This is a genomic window from Stenotrophomonas sp. LST15-1-1.1 (genome assembly GCF_040815575.1).
Taxonomy (GTDB): Bacteria; Pseudomonadota; Gammaproteobacteria; order Xanthomonadales; family Xanthomonadaceae; genus Stenotrophomonas; species Stenotrophomonas lactitubi_B.
This window is the reverse complement of record NZ_JBFPNJ010000001.1, coordinates 1,052,787-1,076,513: the sequence shown is the minus strand read 5'-3', so window position 1 is coordinate 1,076,513 and position 23,727 is coordinate 1,052,787. Positions and strand designations below refer to the sequence as shown.

At 66.6% G+C, this 23,727-nt stretch carries 18 protein-coding genes; 10 read left to right on the top strand and 8 right to left on the bottom strand.

Annotated features, from left to right (window positions below; translation table 11 throughout):
* The first annotated feature begins 28 nt into the window (after nt 1–28).
* The 3 genes from MRBLST15_RS04880 (at nt 29) to MRBLST15_RS04870 (ending at nt 3,803) form a co-directional block, all read left to right on the top strand.
* A complete protein-coding gene (locus MRBLST15_RS04880; RefSeq protein WP_367785383.1) occupies nt 29–1,228 on the top strand; it encodes an MFS transporter in 1,200 nt (399 codons plus the stop codon).
* A gap of 545 nt (nt 1,229–1,773) precedes the next feature.
* Complete coding sequence (pdxY, locus tag MRBLST15_RS04875; protein ID WP_367785382.1) at nt 1,774–2,682, top strand: pyridoxal kinase; 909 nt, start codon at nt 1,774–1,776, stop codon at nt 2,680–2,682.
* On the top strand, nt 2,679–3,803 hold the full coding sequence (locus MRBLST15_RS04870; RefSeq protein ID WP_367785381.1) for a prephenate dehydrogenase: 1,125 nt from the start codon (nt 2,679–2,681) through the stop codon (nt 3,801–3,803). Before pdxY ends, MRBLST15_RS04870 begins: the two co-directional genes overlap by 4 nt.
* A gap of 165 nt (nt 3,804–3,968) precedes the next feature.
* On the opposite strand, the gene MRBLST15_RS04865 is transcribed toward MRBLST15_RS04870, so the two are convergent.
* The 5 genes from MRBLST15_RS04865 to MRBLST15_RS04845 all read right to left on the bottom strand — a co-directional run bounded on the left by MRBLST15_RS04865 (nt 3,969) and on the right by MRBLST15_RS04845 (nt 8,138).
* The gene (locus tag MRBLST15_RS04865) at nt 3,969–4,163 is read right to left on the bottom strand and encodes a hypothetical protein (RefSeq protein WP_088101408.1); all 195 of its coding nucleotides are present in this window, start codon (nt 4,161–4,163) and stop codon (nt 3,969–3,971) included.
* A 68-nt stretch (nt 4,164–4,231) separates the two neighbouring features.
* Nucleotides 4,232–6,010: an ABC transporter transmembrane domain-containing protein gene (locus MRBLST15_RS04860; RefSeq protein ID WP_265954620.1), complete on the bottom strand. Its 1,779-nt coding sequence runs from the start codon at nt 6,008–6,010 to the stop codon at nt 4,232–4,234.
* On the bottom strand, nt 6,003–6,599 hold the full coding sequence (locus MRBLST15_RS04855) for an IMPACT family protein (protein WP_312705878.1): 597 nt from the start codon (nt 6,597–6,599) through the stop codon (nt 6,003–6,005). Before MRBLST15_RS04855 ends, MRBLST15_RS04860 begins: the two co-directional genes overlap by 8 nt.
* A 34-nt stretch (nt 6,600–6,633) precedes the next feature.
* Nucleotides 6,634–7,623 (bottom strand): hypothetical protein, encoded by a 990-nt coding sequence (locus MRBLST15_RS04850; protein WP_367785380.1) that lies wholly within the window; start codon nt 7,621–7,623, stop codon nt 6,634–6,636.
* Entirely contained in the window at nt 7,620–8,138 is a 519-nt protein-coding gene (locus MRBLST15_RS04845; RefSeq protein ID WP_229291374.1) for an RNA polymerase sigma factor, read from the bottom strand. Before MRBLST15_RS04845 ends, MRBLST15_RS04850 begins: the two co-directional genes overlap by 4 nt.
* A 247-nt stretch (nt 8,139–8,385) precedes the next feature.
* On the opposite strand from MRBLST15_RS04845, the gene MRBLST15_RS04840 reads away from it, so the two are divergent.
* A complete protein-coding gene (locus MRBLST15_RS04840) occupies nt 8,386–11,232 on the top strand; it encodes a bifunctional diguanylate cyclase/phosphodiesterase (RefSeq protein ID WP_367785379.1) in 2,847 nt (948 codons plus the stop codon).
* 19 nt (nt 11,233–11,251) lie between these two features.
* On the opposite strand, the gene MRBLST15_RS04835 is transcribed toward MRBLST15_RS04840, so the two are convergent.
* Nucleotides 11,252–11,845, bottom strand: coding sequence for a TIGR00730 family Rossman fold protein (locus MRBLST15_RS04835; protein WP_025875132.1), 594 nt, complete (start codon nt 11,843–11,845; stop codon nt 11,252–11,254).
* A gap of 201 nt (nt 11,846–12,046) precedes the next feature.
* Nucleotides 12,047–13,543, bottom strand: a complete 1,497-nt coding sequence (locus MRBLST15_RS04830; protein WP_367785378.1) for an aminotransferase class III-fold pyridoxal phosphate-dependent enzyme — start codon at nt 13,541–13,543, stop codon at nt 12,047–12,049.
* Between the two features lie 210 nt (nt 13,544–13,753).
* Here MRBLST15_RS04830 and queA point away from each other — a divergent pair, with 210 nt between their 5' ends.
* The 6 genes from queA (at nt 13,754) to fabV (ending at nt 21,468) form a co-directional block, all read left to right on the top strand.
* A complete protein-coding gene (gene queA / locus MRBLST15_RS04825) occupies nt 13,754–14,821 on the top strand; it encodes a tRNA preQ1(34) S-adenosylmethionine ribosyltransferase-isomerase QueA (protein WP_265954611.1) in 1,068 nt (355 codons plus the stop codon).
* 176 nt (nt 14,822–14,997) lie between these two features.
* Entirely contained in the window at nt 14,998–16,128 is a 1,131-nt protein-coding gene (tgt, locus tag MRBLST15_RS04820; protein ID WP_025875126.1) for a tRNA guanosine(34) transglycosylase Tgt, read from the top strand.
* A gap of 136 nt (nt 16,129–16,264) precedes the next feature.
* The gene (gene yajC, locus MRBLST15_RS04815; RefSeq protein ID WP_025875124.1) at nt 16,265–16,609 is read left to right on the top strand and encodes a preprotein translocase subunit YajC; all 345 of its coding nucleotides are present in this window, start codon (nt 16,265–16,267) and stop codon (nt 16,607–16,609) included.
* 61 nt (nt 16,610–16,670) lie between these two features.
* Entirely contained in the window at nt 16,671–18,527 is a 1,857-nt protein-coding gene (secD, locus tag MRBLST15_RS04810; RefSeq protein WP_176020997.1) for a protein translocase subunit SecD, read from the top strand.
* 15 nt (nt 18,528–18,542) lie between these two features.
* Nucleotides 18,543–19,523, top strand: coding sequence for a protein translocase subunit SecF (gene secF, locus MRBLST15_RS04805; protein ID WP_025875120.1), 981 nt, complete (start codon nt 18,543–18,545; stop codon nt 19,521–19,523).
* A gap of 685 nt (nt 19,524–20,208) precedes the next feature.
* The gene (fabV, locus tag MRBLST15_RS04800; protein WP_367785377.1) at nt 20,209–21,468 is read left to right on the top strand and encodes an enoyl-ACP reductase FabV; all 1,260 of its coding nucleotides are present in this window, start codon (nt 20,209–20,211) and stop codon (nt 21,466–21,468) included.
* A gap of 116 nt (nt 21,469–21,584) precedes the next feature.
* Here fabV and MRBLST15_RS04795 read toward each other — a convergent pair whose 3' ends face one another.
* On the bottom strand, nt 21,585–23,654 hold the full coding sequence (locus tag MRBLST15_RS04795; protein WP_265954443.1) for an EAL domain-containing response regulator: 2,070 nt from the start codon (nt 23,652–23,654) through the stop codon (nt 21,585–21,587).
* Between the last annotated feature and the right edge of the window lie 73 nt (nt 23,655–23,727).

Sequence of the window (23,727 nt, the reverse complement as noted above, 5' to 3'; positions counted from 1 at the left end):
ACGGCTCGCCCCATCCTGACCGTGCGCAATGTCGACTCTGGCTTCTCCCGCCGTATCCGCCCGCCCCGTATCGCCAGGAGTGCTGGCGGCGATCTCCAGCTCGCACATGGTCAACGACATGATGCAGTCGCTGATCCTGGCCATCTATCCGGTGATCAAGGGCGGTTTCAATCTCAGCTTCACCCAGATCGGCCTGATCACGCTGACCTACCAGCTCACCGCCTCGATCTTCCAGCCGCTGGTCGGGCTTGCTACCGACCGCCGGCCGGCGCCGTACTCCCTGCCGATCGGCATGGCCTCGACCTTGTGCGGCATGCTGCTGCTGGGATTCGCGCCCAATTACGCGATGGTGCTGCTGGCCGCCGCGCTGGTCGGCATCGGTTCGGCCATCTTCCATCCGGAAGCCTCGCGCATTGCACGCCTGGCCTCCGGTGGCCGCCACGGTCTGGCGCAGTCGGTGTTCCAGGTGGGCGGCAACTTCGGTACGGCGCTGGGGCCGCTGATCGCCGCGGCGGTGATCGTGCCCTACGGCCAGCATGCCGCATCGTGGTTTGCCGGTGCAGCGTTGATCGGCATTGCCCTGCTGACCTATGTTGGCCGCTGGTACTCGCTGCATCTGGGGGCTCCCCGGCCAGCAGCGCACGGGGTGATCGCCGCGCGCCATCCACCACGCACGATCGCCCGGGTGCTGGTCATCCTGCTGGTGCTGATCTTCAGCAAGTACTTCTACATGGCCAGCATCGGCAGCTATTTCACCTTCTACCTGATGCATCATTTCGGCATTCCGGTGGCGCAGGCGCAGCTGCATCTTTTCGCCTTCCTGGTGGCGTCCGCCGCGGGCGGCTTCTTTGGTGGGCCGCTGGGTGATCGTATTGGTCGCAAGCCGATCATCTGGGCCTCGATCCTGGGCGTGGCACCGTTCGCGCTGATGCTGCCGCATGCCGATCTGCTGTGGACCACGATTCTGGCGGTGCTGATCGGCTTCGTGTTGTCTTCCGCGTTCTCGGCCATCGTGGTGTACGCACAGGAAATGATGCCGCACCGGATCGGCATGGTGTCCGGCCTGTTCTTCGGCTTCGCCTTCGGCATGGGCGGCCTCGGTGCAGCAGTGCTGGGTTTGTTGGCCGACAAGACCAGCATCGAATTCGTCTACCAGCTCACCGCGTTCCTGCCGTTGCTTGGCATCGTGGCGGCATGGTTGCCGCCGTCCAGGCCTGCTGCGCACTGAGGGGGTTCTTCTGCAGGGCTGCGCCCTGCACCCGACGATGCCAGGGCAATGGCGACAGCCAAAGCAACAGCGGGCATTCCGTGGGTGGGCGGGGTGGGTCCGGTTGCGGGGGACGCCGTAAACCCATCCCTGGGGGCTTGGCCGCGGCATCCATGCCGCGGACACCCCCGCAACCGGACCCACCCCGCCTTCGACAGATTTCTGCGAACTGATTGAATGGCTCTTGGGGTCAGATCCGTTTTCCGTAGGAAAACGGATCTGACCCCAGATTGATTTCGATATCTGAAAGAGATTCATCCAGGCATGGCGTGGATCTACTGCTCGCGGGAAACTGTCGAAGGCGGGGCACTGTGGGTTTGCGGGGTGTGAGCGGCATGGATGCGGCGACCAAGCCTACAAGGACGTACTTGCGGCGGCCCCGCAAACCCACAGTGCCCCGCCATCCCTCGGAGTACCGCTGTTGCTGTTGCCGTGGCTTTGGCTGTTGCCTCTGCAGGTGCAGGGCGCAGCCCTGCCGAAAACTCCCTTGGGCGTAGAATGCGGGCATGAGCGAATCCCTCGACAACCACCTGGTCCACGGCCGCCGCCAGCGGCCCGACGGCCCTTCGCCGATCGATGTCATTTCGGTCCAATCACAACTGGTCTACGGCCATGCCGGCAACAGCGCCGCGCTGCCACCGATGCGCGCGCTCGGTGTGCGCGTGGCCTCGATCCCGACCACGCTGTTGAGCAATGCGCCGTTCTACGAGACCACCCGTGGCCGTGTGCTGCCCAGTGACTGGTTCGCCGACCTGCTGCTCGGCACGCGCGAGCGTGGCCTTCCACAACGGGCGAAGATGCTGGTATCCGGCTACTTCGGCAGCGCCGCCAATGGTGCCGCGTTTGCTGACTGGCTGGACGAGATCCTGCCGGCATGCCCGCAGCTGCGCTACTGCCTGGACCCGGTGATCGGCGATACCCACACCGGCCCCTACGTGGAGCCCGGACTGGAAGCGATCTTCGCTGAGCGCCTGCTGCCGCACGCCTGGCTGGTGACCCCGAACGCCTTCGAACTCGGTCGCCTGACCGGCATGCCGGCGCTGGCCGAAGCCGATGCCATCGCCGCCTCGCATGCGCTGTTGGCGCGCGGTCCGCAATGGGTGCTGGCCCACAGCGTCGGCGGCAATCCGGGCGAGCTTGTGACGCTGGCTGTGGGGCGCGAGGAAACCTGGCGCTGGACCTCGCCGCTGCTGCCAGTCGATGTGGCCGGTACCGGCGATGTGCTGATGTCGCTGATGGTGTCCTTCCTGCTGCGCGGTGAGCCGATGCAGACGGCCATCTCGCGTGCCATCGCCGGCACCCATGCGGCGCTGGAGGCGACCCTGGCCCTCGGCTTTGAAGAGTTTGACGTCATCGCGGCCGCACCGGCGGCCCTGGCCGACGGAATGCGCTTCCGCGCCGAACGGCTGGCATGAGCGGGCTGCACGAACGCACGCCGCGTACGGTCGGCATCGTCGGCAGTGCCGGCGCCTACGGGCGCTGGCTGACCCGCTTCTTCGAACAGCACATGCAGGTGCAGGTGATCGGCCACGATCCGGCCGATCCGGATTCGCATGCGCCGGAGCAGTTGCTGGAACAGGCCGATGTGCTGGTGTTCTCCGCACCCATCCGCCACACGTCCGCGTTGATCGCTGAGTACGCGCGCCTGTCGGCTGGCCGCGAGCAGGAACGCTTGTGGCTGGACGTAACCTCGGTGAAGGAAGCGCCGGTGCAGGCGATGCTGGCCTCGCGCGCCGAGGTGGTGGGCCTGCATCCGATGACGGCGCCGCCCAAGGCGCCGACTCTCAAAGGCCGGGTAATGGTGGTCTGCGAGGCGCGTCTGCAGCAGTGGCGGCCCTGGGTCGACGCGCTGTGCCTGGCACTGCAGGCTGAGTGCGTGCGGGCCAGCCCGCAGCACCACGACCAGATGATGGCGCTGGTGCAGGCGATGGTGCATGCGACCCATCTGGCCCAGGCGGGAGTGCTGCGCGAGTACCAGCCGCAGCTGGGTACGCTGGCGGCGATGCTGCCGTATCGGTCGGCCTCGTTCGAGCTGGATACGGCGATCATCTCGCGCATCCTGTCATTGAATCCGGCGATCTACGAAGACATCCAGTTCGGCAATCCCTATGTGGCTCCGATGCTGCAACGCCTGATCGGCCAGCTGCAGACACTGCAGGCGCAGGTCGGGCAGGGCGACGATGCTGCGCGTGGCGCGTTCCGAGAGCGGCTGCTGGGGGCCAACAGGACCGCCTTCGGCGACCAGGCGCTGGCTGCGGGAAACTACACCTTCGAGCGCGTCGGCTATCTGCTGGCCGACCTGACCGAGCGCAACGCCCTGTCGGTGCATCTGCCTGAAGACCGCGCGGGTTCGTTGCGCGAGCTGCTCAACGTGTTCGAGCAGCATGGCATCAGCCTGGCCTCGATCCATTCCTCGCGCACGCCGGCCGGTGAGGTGCATTTCCGTATCGGCTTCGTGGCGGGCAGCGAGCCAGGGGCTATCGCGGCCGCCGCCGCCGAGGTGGATGCCAGCGGGATCGGCCGGGTGCTCGCATAGAACATTCATCCACAGGGCGTGTGGATGGCTTCTGCGCAAACATGTGGATAACCGGCTGCAGGCCTTGGCAGGAAAGGCTGTCAAGATGGTTGGTCAAAAAATGACCAGCCTTCTTTGATGGGGCCAATGGCGGGGCAGAACGTGGATCGGCGCTACGGCGGATCGCTAGATCGACAACCTGACCTCACCACCGCTGGTGGTGAATTCGCGGCCGTTGCGCACCAGTTGGCGGCCGTCATCGAGTTCATAACGCGGCGTTGTCTCGGAGCCATGCCCGCTGCCGCTGGCTTCGGGCTTGAACTCGATGATGATGTGGCTTTCGCCATTGCTGTCGACAGCAGGGAACTGACGGAACGACATGCTGGACCTCCCTCAGTGGTTCATCGCTACGCCGACAGAGTGATCCGGCCGGTGTTAGCCGGCCGTCATCAATCGATGAACTGCAGGCGTGCAAGCTCGGCATACAGGCCGCCTTCAGCCAGCAGCTGCGCATGCGTGCCCTCGGCCACGATGCGGCCATGATCCATCACCACGATGCGGTCGGCCTTCAGCACGGTCGCCAGCCGATGGGCGATGACCACTGTGGTTCGCCCGGCCATCAATCGTTCCAGCGCCTGCTGTACGCCATGCTCGCTCTGCGCGTCCAGCGCGCTGGTGGCTTCGTCGAGCAGCAGGATCGGTGCGTCCTTCAACAAGGCACGGGCGATCGCCACACGTTGTTGTTGGCCACCGGACAGGCGGGCACCGCGCTCGCCCAGTTCGCTGTCGTAACCCTGCGGCAGTGCACGCAGGAAGGCGTCGGCTTCGGCCGCACGGGCTGCTTCTTCCACTTCGGCGTCGCTGGCCTCCAGCCGGCCGTAGCGGATGTTGTCGCGTGCGCTGGAGGCGAACAACGTCGGCTGCTGCGGCACCAGCGCGAGCTGTGCACGAAGCGCGGCCGGATCGACGTCGCGCACATCGATGCCGTCCACGCAGATGCGCCCGGCGGCCGGATCGTGGAAGCGCAGCAGCATCGACAGCACCGTGCTCTTGCCGGCGCCTGACGGGCCAACCAGGGCGACGGTTTCGCCCGGGCGCACGTGCAGGTTGAAATGATCCAGTGCGGCCTGGTCCGGTCGCTGCGGGTAGTTGAACACCACGTCGTCGAACTGGATTTCGCCACGCAGCGGCTGCGGCAGCGCACGCGGCGTGGCCGGCGCTCGGATCTCGATGTCTTCCTGCAGCAGCTCGCCGATGCGGCCCATGCCGCCGGACGCGCGCTGCAGTTCGTTCCACACTTCGGCCAACGCACCGACCGAACCGCCGCCGATCAGTGCGTACAGCACGAACTGGCCCAGCGTACCGGCGCTGAGACGCCCGTCGATGACGTCGTGCGCGCCCAGCCACAACACGCCGACAATCGCGCCGAACACCAGCAGGATGGCGCTGGCGGTGACCAGCGACTGCGCGCCGATGCGCCGGCGTGCGGCGCGGATCGCATCGCCCAGCGCATGGTCGAAACGGCCGCGTTCATAAGGTTCGCGCGCATGCGCCTGCACCGTGCGCACCGCGCCCAGCGTTTCGCTGGCCAGGCTGTTGGCATCGGCGATGCGGTCCTGGCTGCTGCGGGCGACGACGCGCAGCTTGCGCGCGCCGATGATGATCGGCAGCACCGCCAGCGGAATGCCGAGCAGCGACCAGGCGGCCAGCCGCGGGCTGGTGACGAACAGCATCGCCAGGCTGCCGACCACGGTGACGCTGCTGCGCAGCGCCACGGACATGGTCGAGCCGACCACGCTGCGCAGCAGTTCGCTGTCGGCAGTCAGGCGCGACACCAGTTCGCCGCTGCGGCTGCGGTCGTGGAAGCCAGCGCCGAGCTGGATCAGGTGCGCGTAGAGGCGGCTGCGCAGATCCGCCACGACCTTCTCGCCGAGCAACGAAACAAAGTAGAAACGCGCGGCCGTCGCCAGCGCCAGCACCACAGCCACCAGCATCAGCAGCGCAAAGGCACGGTTGATCTGGCCGCCGCTGCTGAAGCCGTGGTCGATCATCTGCTTCACGGCCGGCGGCAGGCTCAGGGTCGCCGCCGAAGAAACGGCCAGGGCCAGCAGCCAAGCGCTGAACAAGCCGCTGTGGCGGCGCACGAACGGCCACAGCGTACGCAGGCTGCCGAGGCGGCGCAGCGGCGGGGTGGCCGGGTCGGAGGCCGGTGCGTCCTTGTCAGTCATCGAGGGGGTCATCTTGGATACGGATACGATCACGAGTGGCGTCGCGCAGGCGGATTTTCAATGCGTCGACCTGGTCTGCAGGCAGTTCCACCCGCAATCTCACGCCATTGGCATCGAACTGTTCATCGCGCTTCTCGGCGGCGTGGGCGGGCAGGGCAGCGTGCAGCGCGCCCAGGTCCTCGAATCCGGCCAGCAGCTGCAGCCGCGCCATCGCGACCAATGGCAGGCGCGGCGCGGTGCGCAGGCATTCGGCAGCGGCGCCGCCGTACGCGCGGACCAGACCGCCGGCGCCCAGCTTGATGCCCCCGAACCAGCGGGTGACCACCACCATCACCCGATCAAATCCCTGGCCATCAATGGCGGCCAGGATCGGCCGGCCAGCGGTGCCGGCTGGTTCGCCATCGTCGCTGGAGCGATAGTCCTGGCCGTGCCGGTAGGCCCAGCAGTTGTGGGTCGCATCGGCCACGGCCACCGCCTGCAGAAAGGCCAGCGCAGCAGACGCACCCTCGATCGGCGCGGCATGCGCGATGAAGCGGCTGTGCTTGACGTCCAGGGTGTAGCTGACCGGTTGGGCGAGGGTATCGGGCATTCCCTTCATTCTACGGGCTTGCCGCCGACGTGCTTCAGTCGTCCAGCAATGGCCGCACATCCTTTGGCAGGCGCGCCTCGGGATAGGTCTGCAGGTAGCGCTCCAGGCTCGCCCTGGCCAGGTCGCGTTGGCCGGAATCGCGACGCTCGCGGATCTTCTGCAGCCATTGCCGGCGGGGCAGCCCGGCGTCGGCCTGCACTTCAGCCTGCACGGCCTCCGCGCTGAGGCCGGCATCGCTGGCGCGGCGCATGACGCCAGGTGCGGTTCTGCCGGCCGCGTCCTGCTTGGCTGCGGTGAGTGCGATGCGGTCTTCGGTCGTGGCCTGTGCCGAGGACATTGATTCCGCCGTCGCCGCAGTGGCCTTGCGCGCCCTCATCGCCGCGGCAGGAGCCGCAGGCGCGGAGGCAGGCGCAGGCATCGAATAGGCTTCCGGTGCGGCAGGCGCTGCCGCGGGCATCGCAGGCGCGGCAAACGCCGTGTCGGCGGCAGGCGCAGGTGGCGGTGCCGGCGCCATCATCGGAGCAGGCAACTGCCGCGGTGTCACGGGCGCAGGTTTCGGCACGTCTGCGATGGCCGCTGCCGAAGCAGGTGCTGCCTCAACGGCCGCAGGTGCCGGTGCTGCTGTCGGTGCCGGTGTCGTCTCGGCGGCCGCGACATCGGCGGCTGCGCTGTCGGAGGCCATGACTTCGGCGCTCGCATCGGCTGCCATTTCCTGTGCAGCCGGCGCGGTGGCAACCGCCTCCGCAGGGGCCGACGGCGGCTCTGGACGCATCTGCCAGGCGATGCCAACGGCAAACACTGTCGAGGCGGCCACGCCGAAGACGGCCGGCCAGCGGCGGCGCGGGCGCAGTGTGCGCGGTGCCGTCGGCGTCAGGGACGCCTCGCCCGCCGGTGCGTCCACGGCCGCACGCGCAGCGGCCAGGATCGCCGCGTCCAGCGCCGGCGGAGGGCTCTGTTCGGCGCGTCGCCCAAGCAGGCGTGCCAGCTCGCGTTCTTCCGGGGTCAGTGGATCGTCTCGGTTCATGCGTTCAGTCCCGCACGCAGCTTGTCCATCGCATAGCGCAGCCGCGATTTCACGGTTTCCCGGCCAACGCCGGTGATCTGGCCGATCTCCTCCAGGCTCAGTTCCTGTTCCAGCCGCAGCTGCAGCACTTCGCGCTGTTCTGCGGGCAGCTCTTCCATCGCCAGTTGAATGCGGCGACGTTGTTCGAATTCGGACAGCTCCGCTTCCGGGGTCTGCCCATCCTCCAGCGCTGCCAGGCGCAGGTCGGCGTCAGCCGGTGCAGGGGGCCGATGGCGGGCGGCACGCCAGTGGTCGTTCAGGCGGTTGTGGGCGATGCGGAACAGCCAGGTGCTGAAAGCCGCGTCGGCCTGCCAGCCGGCGCGTGCGCTGATCACCCGCTGCCAGACGTCCTGGAACATCTCCTCGGCCAGCGCGGTGTCGCGCAGCTGCCGCAGCAGGAAGCCGAACAGGCGCTTGCGATGACGTGCATACAGGCTTTCGAACGCGTGCACTTCACCGGCGGCCCAGGCCAGCATCAAGGCTTCATCGGTTGGCAGGGCGCTGGCGTCCACGCCGTACAGGGTAAGCCCTGCAGGCGGTGGCGCATAGCCGGCGATGGGGTGGGGCAAGGCGACGGTCACGGCGGGAATCGGGAGAGGATCGACAGGAAAAACGCCCGAAGGCACGTTTCGGGGTTGCCGGGCTTCCATTGCCCCCCGGGTGGCGCGTTATGCTCGGTAATTCAGGGGAGGCGGCGCTCAGGCGGCGCCAAGAGAACGTCATTTGTCCACCGAAGCCGACCGCGCGCTGGAAGCGTCACACAACGAGCCTGTGCTGAGCGCGGCGCTGGTACGCGCGCTGCATGCGCTGCTGCCGGAAACGGCGGTCGTGCGCGTCGGCTGGGACGATCCGCAGCTTGGCAGCGGGCAGGGCGGTTGGCCGATCAGCGGCGGCGGCGAGGACGTCTGGCAGCCGCTGGCCGACGATGCCGAAGGTCGCCACAGCTGGGAGTACGATGGCGCCCGGCTGCTGCTGTCGGTGCGCGGCGCGACACCCTCTCCGGCCTGGTGGGGACTGTCCCGGCAGGCGATGGAGCTGGCCCTGCAGCGCGACCGCCAGGCGGGCCAGATCAAGGCGCTGGAACAGGCCGAGCGGTTGCAGCAGGCCTTGTTCCAGATTGCCGACCTGGCCGGTGCCGACCTGGAAATGGGCGAGATGCTGCGCCACGTGCATGGCGTGCTGGGCATGCTGATGTACGCGCAGAACTGCTACATCGTCGAATATGACGACGCCCGCCGGCAGATCCGCTTCCTGTACTTCGCCGACCAGGTCGATGACTTCGTTGCCGATCCTGCACAGTGCTACGACATCGACCAGATGCCGCGCAGCCTGACCGTGGCGTTGCTGCGGCATGGCCGGCCGCTGAGTGGACCTTCGCGCGAACTGCTGGCGCGGGTAGACCAGGAGCACGACCCGCAGCGCGGCCCGGAAAGCCTGGACTGGCTGGGCGTACCGATGCTGCGCGATGGCCGCGTGTGCGGTGCGATCGTGGTGCAGAGTTACGAGCATGCCGACCGCTACGGCGAAGCCGAACGCGCGCTGCTGGGTTTTGTCGCTCAGCACGTGCAGACCGCGATGGACCGCCGCCAGGCGCAGGTGCGGCTGGAGCAGCAGGTGGAACGGCGCACGCAGGAGCTGCAGCGTGCCAATCTGAGCCTGCAGGATGAAGTGGCCGAGCGCCGCCGCGCCGAGCAGTTGCAGACCGCGCTGTACAACATTGCCGAAATGGCGATGTCGGCCGACAGCCTGGCGCAGTTCTACGGGCAGGTGCACGGGGTGGTCGGGCGCTTGCTGGATGCACGCAATTTCTATATCGCGCTGGTCAATGCCGAGGGCGATGGGCTGGATTTCGTCTATTCGGTCGACGAGCACAACGCCAGTCGTGCGCCGCGCGCGTTCAGTCGTGGCCTGACCGAATATGTGGTTCGCCATCGCCGGCCCTTGCTGGCCTCGCGTGCGCAGATCGATGCGCTGCTGGAAACCGGCGAGGTGCGCGAATCGGGCGCGCGTTCGCAGTGCTGGCTCGGTGTGCCGTTGCTGCGCGATGACGAAGTGGTCGGTGCGATCGTGGTGCAGAGTTACACCGAGCAGATCGCCTTCAGCGTGCATGACCAGCGTTTGCTGACCTTCGTCGCGCAGAACATCGGCACCGGTCTTGCGCGCCAGCGCGACCAGCAACGACTGCGCGCGGCGCATGCCGAGCTGGAAAAGCGGGTGGAGGAGCGCACCCGCGAATTGGGCGAGGTCAACGAAAAACTGCTGGGCCAGATCGGCGAGCGCCTGCGCGCCGAGCAGCGACTGACCCACCAGGCCATGCACGACGCGCTGACCGGACTGCCCAATCGCCTGCACCTGCTGGACAGGCTGCAGGATGCGCTGGCGCTGGCCCGGCGCGAAGGCGGCCCGGTATTCGCGGTGCTGTTCCTGGACCTTGACCGCTTCAAGCTGGTGAACGACAGCATCGGCCACGCCGCCGGCGATCGCATGCTGGTGGAAGTGGCCAAGCGCATCGTGTCCATGGCGGGTGACAACGATGTGGTGGCGCGCCTCGGCGGCGATGAGTTCGCCGTGCTGCTGCACTGTCCGGAAGGCCTGGCGCAAGCCCTGGATTTCGGCCAGCGGCTGTTGCTGGCGCTGCAGGAGTCGATGTGGATCGCCGGTCGGGAGCTGTTTCCCTCCGGCAGCCTGGGCATCGCCCTGTGGAACCCGCGCTATCGCACTGGCGAGGAGCTGTTGCGCGATGCGGATGCGGCGATGTACCGGGCCAAGGCGCAGGGCCACGACCGCTGCTCGATCTTCGATGAGGAGATGCGCGAGCAGGCGCTGCGCAGCCTGGACCTTGAGGCCGACCTGCGACGGGCAATCAACAACCGTGATTTCGTGCCGTTCTACCAGCCGATCGTGCGCCTGTCCGATGGCGAAGTGGTTGGCCACGAGGCCCTGCTGCGCTGGAAGCACGAGCGCCGCGGCCTGTTGCTGCCGGGCGCATTCCTGGAACTGGGCGAGGAAAGTGGCCTGATCGAACAGGTCGACTGGCTGATCTACGAGCAGGTCATCGCCGGCCTGGCCGACGGCGGGCGTGGCTATGTGTCGGTCAACGTGTCGCCACGGCATTTCCGCTCCGCCGAGTTCAGCGAGCGGCTGTATGGTCTGCTGGAGGCCTGCAACGCGGACCCGCGGCGGCTGCGCCTGGAGATCACCGAGGTCGCGCTGCTCGACGATGGTCCGCATACGCTGCGCATCCTGAAGGGCCTGCGCGAACGCGGCATCCAGGTGCAGCTGGATGACTTCGGTACCGGGTTCTCGGCACTGTCTTACCTGCACCGGTTCCCGATCAGCACATTGAAGATCGACCAGAGCTTCATTGCCGGCCTGCATGGACCGGAGGCGCAGAGTACGCGCGCGCTGGTGGAGGGCGTGCTGTCACTGGCACGCACGCTGGGCATCGAGACGATCGGCGAAGGCATCGAGACCGAGGCGCAGCGTGACACGCTGTTCGAACTCGGCTGCGACTACGGCCAGGGCTACCTGCTGGGCCGACCGGCGCCGTGGACGCGCGCGGCGGCCTGAGCCACCGCGCACGCGGTCTTCAGCGCAACGCCGCGCGGCGCTTCTCGTCGATCCACTTCGACGCCTGGGCCGGCTGGTAGTTCTTCATCCAGGCCAGCATCTCTTCGATGTCCGAGCCGTACCACAGGTCCTGGCGCTGCTCGGGGTGCAGGAAGCGCTCTTCCACCATGCGATCGATCATGCCGATCAGCGGTGCGTAGAAGCCGTCCACGTCGAGGAACGCGCAGGGCTTGTTGCCGATGCCGAGCTGGCGCCAGGTCAACATCTCGAAGATCTCTTCCATGGTGCCGAAGCCGCCGGGCAGGGCGACGAAACCATCGGACAGATCGAACATGCGCGACTTGCGCTCATGCATCGAACCGACGATCTCCAGTTCGGTCAGGCCGCGATGGGCCACTTCCCAGTCGGCCAGCTGGCGCGGAATCACGCCGGTGACCTCACCGCCGGCGGCGAGCACGGCATTGGCCACGGTGCCCATCAGGCCGACGTTGCCGCCGCCGTACACCAGTCGCATGCCGTCGCGGGCGATGCGGTCGCCCAGCGCGATGGCGCGTTCGGTGTAGACCGGCTTGCTGCCAGCGTTGGAACCGCAGTACACACAGATCGACTTCATGGATCTTCCTTTCTTGGCCGGAAACGAAAACGCCCCGCGGTCGACCAGTGAAGCCGGTCGCAGGGCGGGGTGTCCGGGCAATTATGAGGCCTTACCGATGTTCTCTGTAGCGCCGGGCCATGCCCGGCGGCATTTCGTTCAGATCACCGCCAGCCCGTCAGCCTTCAGCCGGGCAGCGCCCGGCTCTACGAGGGTCTGGGGTTACGCAGCGGCAGCCTGTTCGCGGCGGGGCCCTTCACGCAGCGCGCGGCCTACCATGCCCACCAGCAGGTCCAGCTCGCTGCTGTCCATGCCGAAGTGCGGGGTGAATCGCAGCGAGTTCTCGCCGCCATGGATCACGTTGATGCCGTGCTGGCGCAGCCATTCCTCGGTGGAATTGGCGCCATAGCACTTGAACTGCGGGGCCAGCTCGCAGGAGAACAGCAGGCCGGTGCCCTGCACCTTGGTGATCAGGCCGCCCAGCTCGTTCTTCAGCTGCTCCAGCTTGCGCACGGCCTCAGTGCCACGCTCTGTGATCGCCGCGCGGACCTGCGGGGTCAGCTGGGCCAGGGTGGCGCAGGCCACGTCCAGCGCACGCGGATTGCTGGTCATGGTGTTGCCGTAGATGCCCTTGCGGTACAGCTGCGCGGCGTGCTCGGTCACTGCCAGCACCGACAGCGGATACTGTGCAGCGTTCAGCGCCTTGGAATAGGTTTCCATGTCCGGCGCATCCAGGCCTTCGAAGCCGGGATAGTCGACCACCGACAGCACGCCATGGGCGCGCAGGCCAGCCTGGATCGAGTCCAGCAACAGCAGGCTGCCGTGGGCGCGGGTCAGTTCGCGGGCCAGTGCATAGAACGCCGGCGGTACGGAGCGGCCCGGGTCACCTTCGCCCATCACCGGCTCCAGGAACACCGCTTCGATGAACCAGTTGTTCTGCGTAGCCTCCTCGAACACCTTGCGCAGGCCGGCCTCGTCGTACGGCGCGATGGTGATCACCGAGTCCTCGCCACGGTAACTGGCCAGGTGCTGCATGTAGGTCTTGCGGCTGGAATCGGAATACAGCGCCGGTCGGTCGGTACGGCCATGGAAGCTGCCCTTGATGACCACGCGCTTGATCGCCGCACCGGCATGGCGGGCGCCCGGGTCGGTCTGCAGCTTGGCGTTGACGTCGGCGATGCGCGCCGCCAGGCCGACCGCTTCCGAACCGGAATTCAGGCACATGAAACGAGTGAACGGACAGCCGCCGCGACGGTGGCCGATCTCGGCCCGCAGCGCGCTGATGAAGCGCTGCTGGGACAGGCTGGGGGTCATGATGTTGGCCATCACCTGCGGCCGTGACATCGCCTCCATGACCGCATCGGGGGTGTGGCCGAAGCCGAGCATGCCGTAGCCGCCGGCGTCGTACAGCACCGCGCCCTTCAGGGTGACCACCCACGGACCGCGTGCGGCCAGCGCCACGTACGGGGTCACCGCATCATCGGCGTAGAAATTGACGAAGCCGTCCTGCATGGCATCGATCTGCGCCTGCTCATCCTGTGCCAGCAGCGGCCCCAGCTCGGCCTGCACGCGCGCGAATTCGGCAGCAGCGGCATCGACCGCAGCGACCAGTTGCGGGTGGTTCGCGGCGAGGGCGGTCAGGGTTGCGTCATCCAGGCCGTGGGTGAGGCGGGTGCCGGGCTGGGCGCGGAGGGGGGCGAGGCGTTCGATGAAGCTCATTGCAGATCTCCTGAAACGTTGGGTCGCACGGGCCTTCAAAAGCAAAACGCGCGTCTTTACGCGCGCTTGGGGCGGGCTCGTGCAGCGGACTTCCTCGTCGATGCTAGCACTTGTTTTTTTGCGCGATAACCCCGCAAAAGACTGCTGCATAGCAGCATTTTGCGCGACGTTCGGGCTCGGTCGTGCCGGCTCGCAGACGCTGGACGTACAATGCGCGCCATTGTCGACCTGTTGCCGTCCACTGCCTTGAAGAAGTCCGATTTCCATTACGACCTGCCGGCTGAACTGATCGCCCAGGCCCCCCTGGCCGAACGCTCGGCGAGCCGCCTGCTGCTGGTACCGCCGGCGCCGGCTGCCTTCACCGACCTGCAGGTGCGCGACCTGCCGTCGCTGCTGCAACCGGGCGACCTGCTGGTGTTCAACGACACCCGGGTGATCCCGGCGCGCCTGTTCGGGCAGAAGGCCAGCGGTGGCCGCGTGGAGATCCTGATCGAGCGCCTGCTCGGCGGCCAGCAGGCACGAGCCCAGGTGGGGGCCAGCAAGTCGCCGAAGCCCGGCAGCCGCATTGCCCTGGATGCCGGTGGCGAAGCCGAAGTGCTCGGTCGCGATGGCGAGTTCTATGTGCTGCAGTTCCATGTGCCGGAGTCGCTGGAACAGTGGCTGCTGCACGCCGGGCGGCTACCGTTGCCGCCTTACATCCAGCGCGAGCCGGGCGTGGATGATCGCGAGCGCTACCAGACCGTGTTCGCGCGCGAAGTGGGCGCAGTGGCGGCACCGACCGCCGGCCTGCATTTCGACGAGCCGCTGCTGGCCGCGCTGAAAGAGAAGGGCGTGGACTTCGGCCACGTCACCCTGCACGTCGGCGCGGGCACGTTCCAGCCGGTGCGCGCCGACGACCTGAAGGACCACGTGATGCACCGCGAGTGGCTGAACGTCGGTGCCGAGCTGGTGCAGCAGGTGCGGCGCACGCGTGCGGCCGGTGGCCGGGTGATCGGCGTGGGCACGACCGTGGTGCGCGCGCTGGAAAGCGCGATGCGCGATGGCGAACTGCTGCCGTTCGCTGGCGAAACGCAGATCTTCATCACCCCGGGCTACCGGATCCGCAGCGTCGACGCGATGGTGACCAACTTCCACCTGCCGGAAAGCACGCTGCTGATGATGATCTCGGCCTTCGCCGGCAAGGAGCGGGTGTTCGAGGCCTACCAGCACGCCATCGAGCAGCGCTACCGCTTCTTCAGCTATGGCGACGCGATGCTGCTGTTCCCGCAGGCGGGGTAGGGCTGAGGTGGGTAGCGCCGGGCCATGCCCAGCGTGGCGGAGTTGCGGGCCATCCGCCGGGCCATGCCCAGCGTGGCGGAGTTGCGGGCCATCCGCCGGGCATGGCCCGGCGCTACCGGAGCAGAAAAGGCGATTTTGGGAGACAATAGGCGACTATTTGCCCGAACGACCGCTCCATGTCCCGATTGCAGTTCCAGCTCCAGACCCGTGATGGCCGCGCCCGCCGTGGCCGCCTGACCTTCCCGCGTGGCACGGTGGAAACGCCGGCCTTCATGCCGGTGGGGACCTATGGCTCGGTCAAGGGCATCCTGCCGGACCAGGTGCGGGCACTGGGCGCCGAGATCATCCTCGGCAACACCTTCCACCTGTATCTGCGTCCGGGCCTGGACATCATCGCCGACCATGGCGGCCTGCACGGTTTCTGCCGCTGGGATGGCCCGATCCTGACCGACTCCGGCGGCTTCCAGGTGTTCTCGCTGGCCCACCGCCGCAAGATCACCGAGCAGGGCGTGACCTTCGCCTCGCCCACCGACGGTGCCCGGGTGTTCCTGGGCCCGGAAGAGAGCATGAAGATCCAGAAGGTGCTCGATTCGGACGTGGTGATGATCTTCGACGAGTGCACGCCGTACCCGGCCACCGAGGACGTCGCCCGCCGCTCGATGGAGCTGAGCCTGCGCTGGGCGCAGCGCAGCCGGAATGCCCATGACGAGCTCGGCAACGACGCGGCCCTGTTCGGCATCGTCCAGGGCGGGGTGCACACCGATCTGCGCAGCCGTTCGGCTGAGGCCCTGCAGGGGATCGGCTTCGACGGCTATGCCATCGGCGGCCTGGCCGTGGGTGAGCCGGAAGACGAGCGCAACGCCATGCTCGACCATCTGGACCCCGAGTTGCCCGCCGACCGTCCGCGCTACCTGATGGGCGTGGGCCGCCCCGAGGACCTGGTCGAGGGTGTCGCACGTGGCGTGGACATGTTCGATTGCGTGATGCCGACCCGGAATGCGCGCAACGGCCACTACTTCACCTCGTTCGGCACCGTTCGCATCCGCAATTCACAGTACGCGCGGGACATGGACCCGATCGAGCCGGGCTGTGGCTGCGTGGCCTGCGCCGGCGGCTATACCCGCTCGTACCTGCGTCATCTCGACCGCTGCAACGAGATGCTGGCACCGATGCTGGGCACCCAGCACAACCTCTTCTATTACGAAAAGCTGATGGCCGACATCCGCGCGGCCATCGAGGCGGGAACCTTCCTGGCCTTCCGCGAGTCCTTCTACGCAGCACGCGGGGCGGTAGCGCCACCGCTGTAAACCCGCAGCACCCCCTGCCAAACGGCCCAAGGACGAATGCCCGGGGCCGTGGCATACTTCAAGGCTGACCCAGATCCGCGGTCGACACCTCGTGCCCGTGAAACGGCCGAAGCGCCGCCCAACCAAAGGACCAACGATGAACCTGCTTGCCTTCCTGATTCCCGCCGCCCACGCCCAGGCCGCTGGCGGCCAACCGCAGGGCATGGGCCTGACCACGCTGCTGTTCCCGATCATCCTGATCGCCATCATGTACTTCCTGATGATCCGCCCGCAGATGAAGCGGCAGAAGGAGCACAAGGCCATGCTGGAGAAGATCAAGCGCGGCGACGAAGTGCTGACCAACGGCGGCATCGCCGGCAAGGTCACCGATATCGGCGACAACTTCGTCACCGTCGAAGTGGCCGAGAACGTGCGCATCCGCGTGCAGAAGGGCGCTGTCGGCAGCGTTCTGCCGACCGGCACCCTGGATTCGGCCAAGTAAGCCACTCCCTTTCTGAAGCACAACCGCGGCGCCGGGGATGGCGCCGCGCGGGACCCAAGCAATGCTCGAATTTCCACGCTGGAAGTACGTCGTCATCGTGATCGTACTGGCGCTCAGCGCGCTGTACGCACTGCCCAACATCTACCAGAAGGACCCGGCCATCCAGATCACCGCCAACCGTGGCGGCCAGGTCGACGATGCGCTGCGTGACCGCGTGCTGGCCGACCTGAAGAAGGCCGGTGTCACCACGCTCGGCGCAGAGAAGGAAGGGGACAGCCTGATCGTCCGCCTGTCGGACCTGAAGTCGCAGTCCGCCGCCAGCGATGCGCTGCGTGACAGCGTGGGCGAGAACTACACGGTGGCCCTGAACCTGGCCTCGACCGTGCCGGACTGGCTGGCCAAGCTCGGCGGTCGCCCGATGGTGCTGGGCCTGGATCTGCAGGGCGGCGTGCACTTCGTGCTGCAGGTCGACCAGAAGGCCGCGCTGGACAAGCGCCTGGATGCCTACACCGAAGACGTGCGCAGCACCCTGCGTGATGCGCGCATCGCCTACCAGTCGGTCGAGCGTCGTGCCGACAACACCATCGTCGCCAACCTGAGCCCGTCGGCCGGTGAAGACGCCGGTACCCGTGCCCGCGCCGCGCTGGCCAAGGCGCAGCCGACGCTCGGCTACGACGTCAGCGGCAACCGCATCACGGTGTCCATTCCGGAAGCCGAGATCGCGCAGATCGCCAACGGTGCCATCGAGCAGAACATCAACACCCTGCGCAACCGCGTGAACCAGCTCGGCGTGTCCGAGCCGATCATCCAGCGCCAGGGCGCCGACCGCGTGGTGGTGCAGCTGCCGGGCGTGCAGGACACGGCCGAAGCCAAGCGCATGATCGGTGCCACCGCCACCCTGGAATACCGGGCGGTTGTGGATGGCAACGCGCAGGACGCTATCGCGTCGGGTCGTATCCCGCCGGAAGCCAAGGTCTACCAGCGTCGTGACAACGGCGGCCCGGTGCTGCTGAACAAGCGCGTGATCGTCACCGGTGACCAGATGGTGGCCGCGCAGGCGGTGACCGATTCCACCAGTGGCACCCCGGCAGTCAGCGTGACGCTGAACAATGTCGGTGGCCAGCGCATGTTCGACTTCACCAGCGCCAACGTGAACAAGCCGATGGCGGTGGTGTACACCGAACGCGTGCCGACCGTGACCGTCGTCGACGGCCAGGAAGTGCGTGGCTTCAAGGTCAACGAGGAAGTCATTTCGGTGGCCAACATCAACGGCGTGTTCGGCAAGAACTTCCAGACCACCGGTCTGCAGAAGAAGGAAGCCGAAGACCTGGCCAAGCTGCTGAAGTCGGGCTCGCTGGCTGCCCCGATGGACTTCGTTGAAGAGCGTGTGGTCGGCCCGAGCCTGGGTGCGGAGAACGTCAAGAACGGCATCACCGCGGTGGTCTACGCGTTCATGTTCACCCTGGTGTTCTTCACCATCTACTACCGCATGTTCGGTCTGATCACCTCGATCGCGATGCTGTTCAACCTGCTGATCGTGGTGGCGGTGATGTCGCTGTTCGGCGCGACCATGACCCTGCCGGGCTTTGCCGGCCTGGCGTTGTCGGTCGGTCTGTCGGTCGACGCCAACGTGCTGATCAACGAGCGTATCCGTGAAGAGCTGCGTGCCGGCGTGCCGGGCAAGACCGCGATCGTGACCGGTTACGAGCGGGCATCGGGCACCATCCTCGACGCCAACCTGACCGGCCTGATCGTCGGTGTGGCGCTGTTCGCATTCGGTACCGGTCCGCTGAAGGGCTTCGCGCTGACCATGATCATCGGTATTTTCGCTTCCATGTTCACCGCGATCACCGTATCGCGTGCACTGGCGACGCTGATCTACGGCCGTCGCAAGAAGCTCCAGAACGTGGCCATCTGACGGGACGACACGCACATGAAACTGTTTCCGCTGCACATCCTCCCGAACGATACCAAGATCGACTTCATGCGCTGGCGCCATGTCGCGATGGTCGTCACGATCATCGTGTTCCTGGCATCGATCGGCATCATTGGCTTCAAGGGCTTCAACTACGCGCTGGACTTCACCGGCGGCACCCTGATCGAAGCCCGCTTCGAACACGCGGTGGACGTCGAGGACGTCCGCAGCAAGCTTGAGCAGAACGGCTTCGACGGCGCCCAGGTGCAGAGCGTCGGTGGCAACACCGACCTGCTGATCCGCCTGGCCCCGCACGGTGAGCACGCTCCGGGTACCGGCGGCGCCTCTGCCGAGGACAAGGCCACTGCTGCGGCCGTGGTCAAGGCGGTCTCTTCGGCCGACAACCAGGCCACGGTGCTGCGCAACGAGTTTGTTGGCCCGCAGATCGGCAAGGACCTGGCGATGAATGGCCTGTACGCCACCATCTTCATGTTGGCGGGTTTCCTGATCTACATCGCGGTGCGCTTCGAATGGAAGTTCGCGGTCACCGCCAGCATCGTGGCCATGTTCGACTTGATCGTGACGGTGGCCTACGTGTCGCTGCTCGGCCGTGAGTTCGACCTGACCGTGCTGGCCGGCCTGCTGTCGGTGATGGGTTTTGCGATCAACGACATCATCGTGGTGTTCGACCGTGTCCGTGAGAACTTCCGCAGCCTGCGCGTGGAGCCGATGGAAGTGCTGAACCGTTCGATCAACCAGACGCTGTCGCGTACGGTGATCACGGCGGTGATGTTCTTCCTGTCTGCGCTGGCCCTGTACCTGTACGGCGGCAGCTCGATGGAAGGCCTGGCCGAGACGCACATGATCGGTGCGGTGATCGTGGTGCTGTCCTCGATCCTGGTCGCCGTGCCGATGCTGACCGTGGGTGCCCTGCGCGTGACCAAGCAGGACCTGCTGCCCAAGGCCAAGGACGTCGAGGCTCTGGCCCGTCGCCCGTAAGCCTCTGCTGCACGCAGTACACAGAGAACCCCGCGCAAGCGGGGTTTTTTGTTGGCAGGGCTTGCAGCCCTGCACCTGCCGAAGCAACAGCAACAGCAACAGCGGGCATTCCGTGGATTGGCGGGGCGGTGCCGGAGTGCGGGGACGCCGCAAGTACGTCCCTGTAGGCTTGGCAGCCGCATCCATGCGGCTGACACCCCGCAATCCGACACCGCCCCACCTCTGACAGATCCCCACGGTGGGTAGGTGTCGACCTGGGTCGACACATCTGTCAGACATCGAAACAATTCTGGGGTCAGATCCGTTTTCCTTCGGAAAACGGATCTGACCCCACGAGCCGTTCCAACAGATCGCAGGAAACTATCGAAGGCGGGGTGGGTCCGGTTGCGGGGGCGTGAGCGCCCCTTGAGAGTGTCCAGAAGTACTTGACCACCACATATTTACGGCGTCCCCCGCAACCGGACCCACCCCGCCATCCCTCAGTAGCCCAGCTTTTGACGTTGCTTCGGCCGTTGCCGTTGCCTCTGCAGGTGCAGGGTGCAACCCTGCAGAACACCACCACCCTACGCCAGCGTCGGTTGTGCAATCGGCCCCTGCGCACTACGATCCTGCGGTTCGCGCGCACACGCGTGCCCGTATTCCTGCTGAGCGCCCCGTGCGCCGCATCTGCCAACCCGAGGTCTTCATGGTCATCAAACCGCGCGTCCGCGGCTTCATCTGCGTCACCACCCATCCGACCGGCTGCGACGCCGCCGTCAAGCAGCAGATCGACTACATCCGTGCGCGTCCGCCGATCCAGAACGGCCCCAAGCGCGTCCTGGTGATCGGTGCCTCGACCGGCTATGGCCTCGCCGCGCGCATCACCGCCGCCTTCGGCAGTGGCGCGGCAACCCTGGGTATCTTCTTCGAGCGCCCGGGCAGTGAAACCAAGCCGGGCACGGCGGGCTGGTACAACTCCGCGGCCTTCCATAAGTACGCCGACGAAGCAGGGCTGTACGCCAAGAGCATCAACGGCGATGCGTTCTCCGACGAGGTGAAGGCCAAGACCATCGAGATGATCAAGGCCGATCTCGGCCAGGTCGATCAGGTGGTCTACAGCCTGGCTGCGCCGCGCCGCAAGCATCCGAAGACCGGTGAGATCATCAGCTCCACGCTGAAGCCGATCGGCGAGCCGATCACCCTGCGCGGTCTGGATACCGACAAGGAAGTGCTGACCGAGACCCACCTGCAGCCGGCGACCCCGGAAGAGATTGCCGGTACCGTCGCAGTGATGGGCGGTGAGGACTGGCAGATGTGGATCGACGCGCTGGCCGATGCCGGCGTCCTGGCCAATGGCTGCACCACCACGGCCTTCACTTACGTGGGCGAAGAGATCACCCAGGCGATCTACTGGAATGGTTCCATCGGTGCCGCCAAGAAGGATCTGGACGACAAGGTGCTCGGCCTGCGCGAGAAGCTGGCCAAGATCGGCGGCGATGCGCGCGTGTCGGTGTTGAAGGCGGTGGTGACCCAGGCCAGCTCGGCCATTCCGACCATGCCGCTGTACCTGTCGCTGCTGTTCAAGGTGATGAAAGAGAAGGGCACCCACGAAGGCTGCATCGAGCAGCTCGACGTGCTGTACGACATCCTGTACGGCGCCAAGGCCGATGGCGTGGCGGTCGATCGCCTGCGGCACGACCTGGTCGATGGCGAGGGCCATGCCGTCGCGCTGATCGATGAAGAAGGTCGCCTGCGCGCCGACTACAAGGAAATGGCGGCCGACGTGCAGGGCAAGGTGCTGGCGCTGTGGCCGCAGGTGACCAACGAGAACCTGTATGAGATCAGCGACCTGGCCGGCTACAAGGCCGATTTCCTGCGTCTGTTCGGTTTTGGTGTCGACGGCGTCGACTACGAAGCCGACGTCAACCCGGACGTGAAGATCGACAATCTGGTCGATCTGACCTGATTGAAAAAGGCCGGCGCAAGCCGGCCTTTTTCTATTGGTAGCGCCGGGCCATGCCCGGCGAGCGTAGCGGTTTGCCGGCCATCCGCCGGGCATGGCCCGGCGCTACCGGCGAGGCATCAACCGAACTCGAAGTTCATCGCCGGCGCCGCAGGGCCGACGAAATCGCCCTGCACGTAGTCCACGCCGGCACTGAACAGCAGTGTCATCGAGTTGGCGTCGCTGACGAACTCGGCCATGGTGCGGATGCCGGCTTCCTGTGCGCGTGCGGTGATCTGGCTGACCCGGTCGATGTTCTCGCGGGTGGCGGCCAGGTCGCTGGTGAAGCCGCGATCGAGCTTGAGGAACTGCGGCTGGAAGTGGGCCAGCAGCTGGAACGAATCCAGGCCCGAGCCGAACTGCTCAAGACCGATCCGGCAGCCGAGAGGTGCTACTTCCGCCAGGAACTGCTGGGCGCTGCGCAGGTGCGTGAACACCTTTGACTCCGGCGCATGCAGCCACAGGCGTTCGCCCGGTACGCCGTGTGCCTGCAACTGCTGGCGCAGCGTGGCGATCATCTTCGGATCGTCGAACGATTCCGGCGTGACCTTCACCAGCATCTGCGTCGGATGACCCTCGCGCGCACGCGCGCCCAGTACCGTGATCGCCTGCGAGACGACCCAGCGGTTGATGTCCGCCAGCAGGCCGTGTTCTTCGGCAATGCCGAGGAAGGCGGTCGGGCTCAGCAACTCTCCGTTGTGTTCCAGCCGCAGGTAGGCTTCATACAGCTCCAGCGACTCGCCCTGCAGGTTCAGCACCGGCTGGTAATGCAGTTGGAAGCCATCGCCTGCCAAGGCCTCGCGGATACGCGCGACCCAGCGCTGCACGCGCTCTTCTTCCACGCGATCGACAGCGGCCGGGTCGAAGATGCGGCAGGTATTGCCGAGGGCGGCAGCGGCCTGTGTACATTCACTGGCGCGCGCCAGCACCTGGCCGATGCTGGCGATCTTCTCGCCCACCTGCACCCCGCCAATGCTGACGGTCACCGTAGCCGAACGCGCACCGATGCTGAAGACGTGCGCGGCGTAGGCTTCGCGGATGCGCTCGGCCAGTGCGACGGTCTGCGCATAGGGGCCTGACTGCAGCACGGCGAAACTGTGTTCGCCGAAACGGGCCAGCTGCGCGTCCTCCCCGACCACGTCGGCCAGCAGGGCGGCGAGGGCGCCGATCAGGGCGTCGGCCGAGGCCAGTCCAATGTCCGGTAGCAGGCGCGCGTAGTGGTCCGGTTCGACCATCAGCAGGCCGAACTGACCCTCGCTGCGCCCGGCCTGGGCAACCGCGTCCTCGACCTGCAGCATGAAGGTCGGGCGGTTGAGCAGGCCGGTGACCTGGTCGCGCTGGCGCAGGTCTTCGACCTCGCGCGCCAGCTCCGGGTCGAATTCCATGCGCCGGCGGAACACCACCTGCAGGCACGATTCGCCCTCGTAGGTGGCCGCGGTGAACTCCATCGTCGCCGGGAAGGCGCTGCCGTCCTGGTGGCGGGCATCGAGCTGGTACTGCGGTGGTGGCGCTTCGCCGCGGCTGAGTGACTTCAGCAGCTGCTTGAAATCATCCACGTGCTGGGCGGCGACCATGTCCAGCAATGAGATGCCTTCGACTTCCTCGAAATCCTCGTAGCCGAACATGTCCAGGTAGGCGTCATTGGCGCGGATGTGCATGCCTTCGTGGACATAGGCAATCGGCTCGCGCGACGAAGCGATCAGCGCGTCGCAGCGACGCTCGGTCTCGCGCATCTGCGCTTCGATCCGACGCAGGCCGCGGCGCGCCTGCAGGTCGACCCACTGGTCGCGGACCACTGCCAGCAGATGTTCGGCGCGCTGGCGCAGGGCGAGGGCGCGAACGCCGTTGCTGCTGGCCTGTACCAGTTCATCCTCGTCAATGCGCTCGGCCAGCAGCACCAGCGGGATGTCCTTGCCGCTGGCGGCGATGTGCTGGGCCACCAGTGGCAGCGGGATGCTCTGCGAGGGCGCCGCCAGCACCAGGTCGATCGCCTGGCTGGCCAGTACCTGCGACAGCTCGGCCGAGTCCTGCGGGCGCCATGGGCGCACCGCGATGCCGCTGTTGCGCAGGGTGCTGACGATGGCTTCGGCGTTTTCGCCGCTGTCATCGACGATCAGCAGGCGGATGGTGATGTCGTTCGCGTTCTGCATGCACTGCTCCCCAATCTGCAAATCTAGATACACGATGCGTGGCGGCGCGTCCATGCGCGCAACGCTTGCGTGC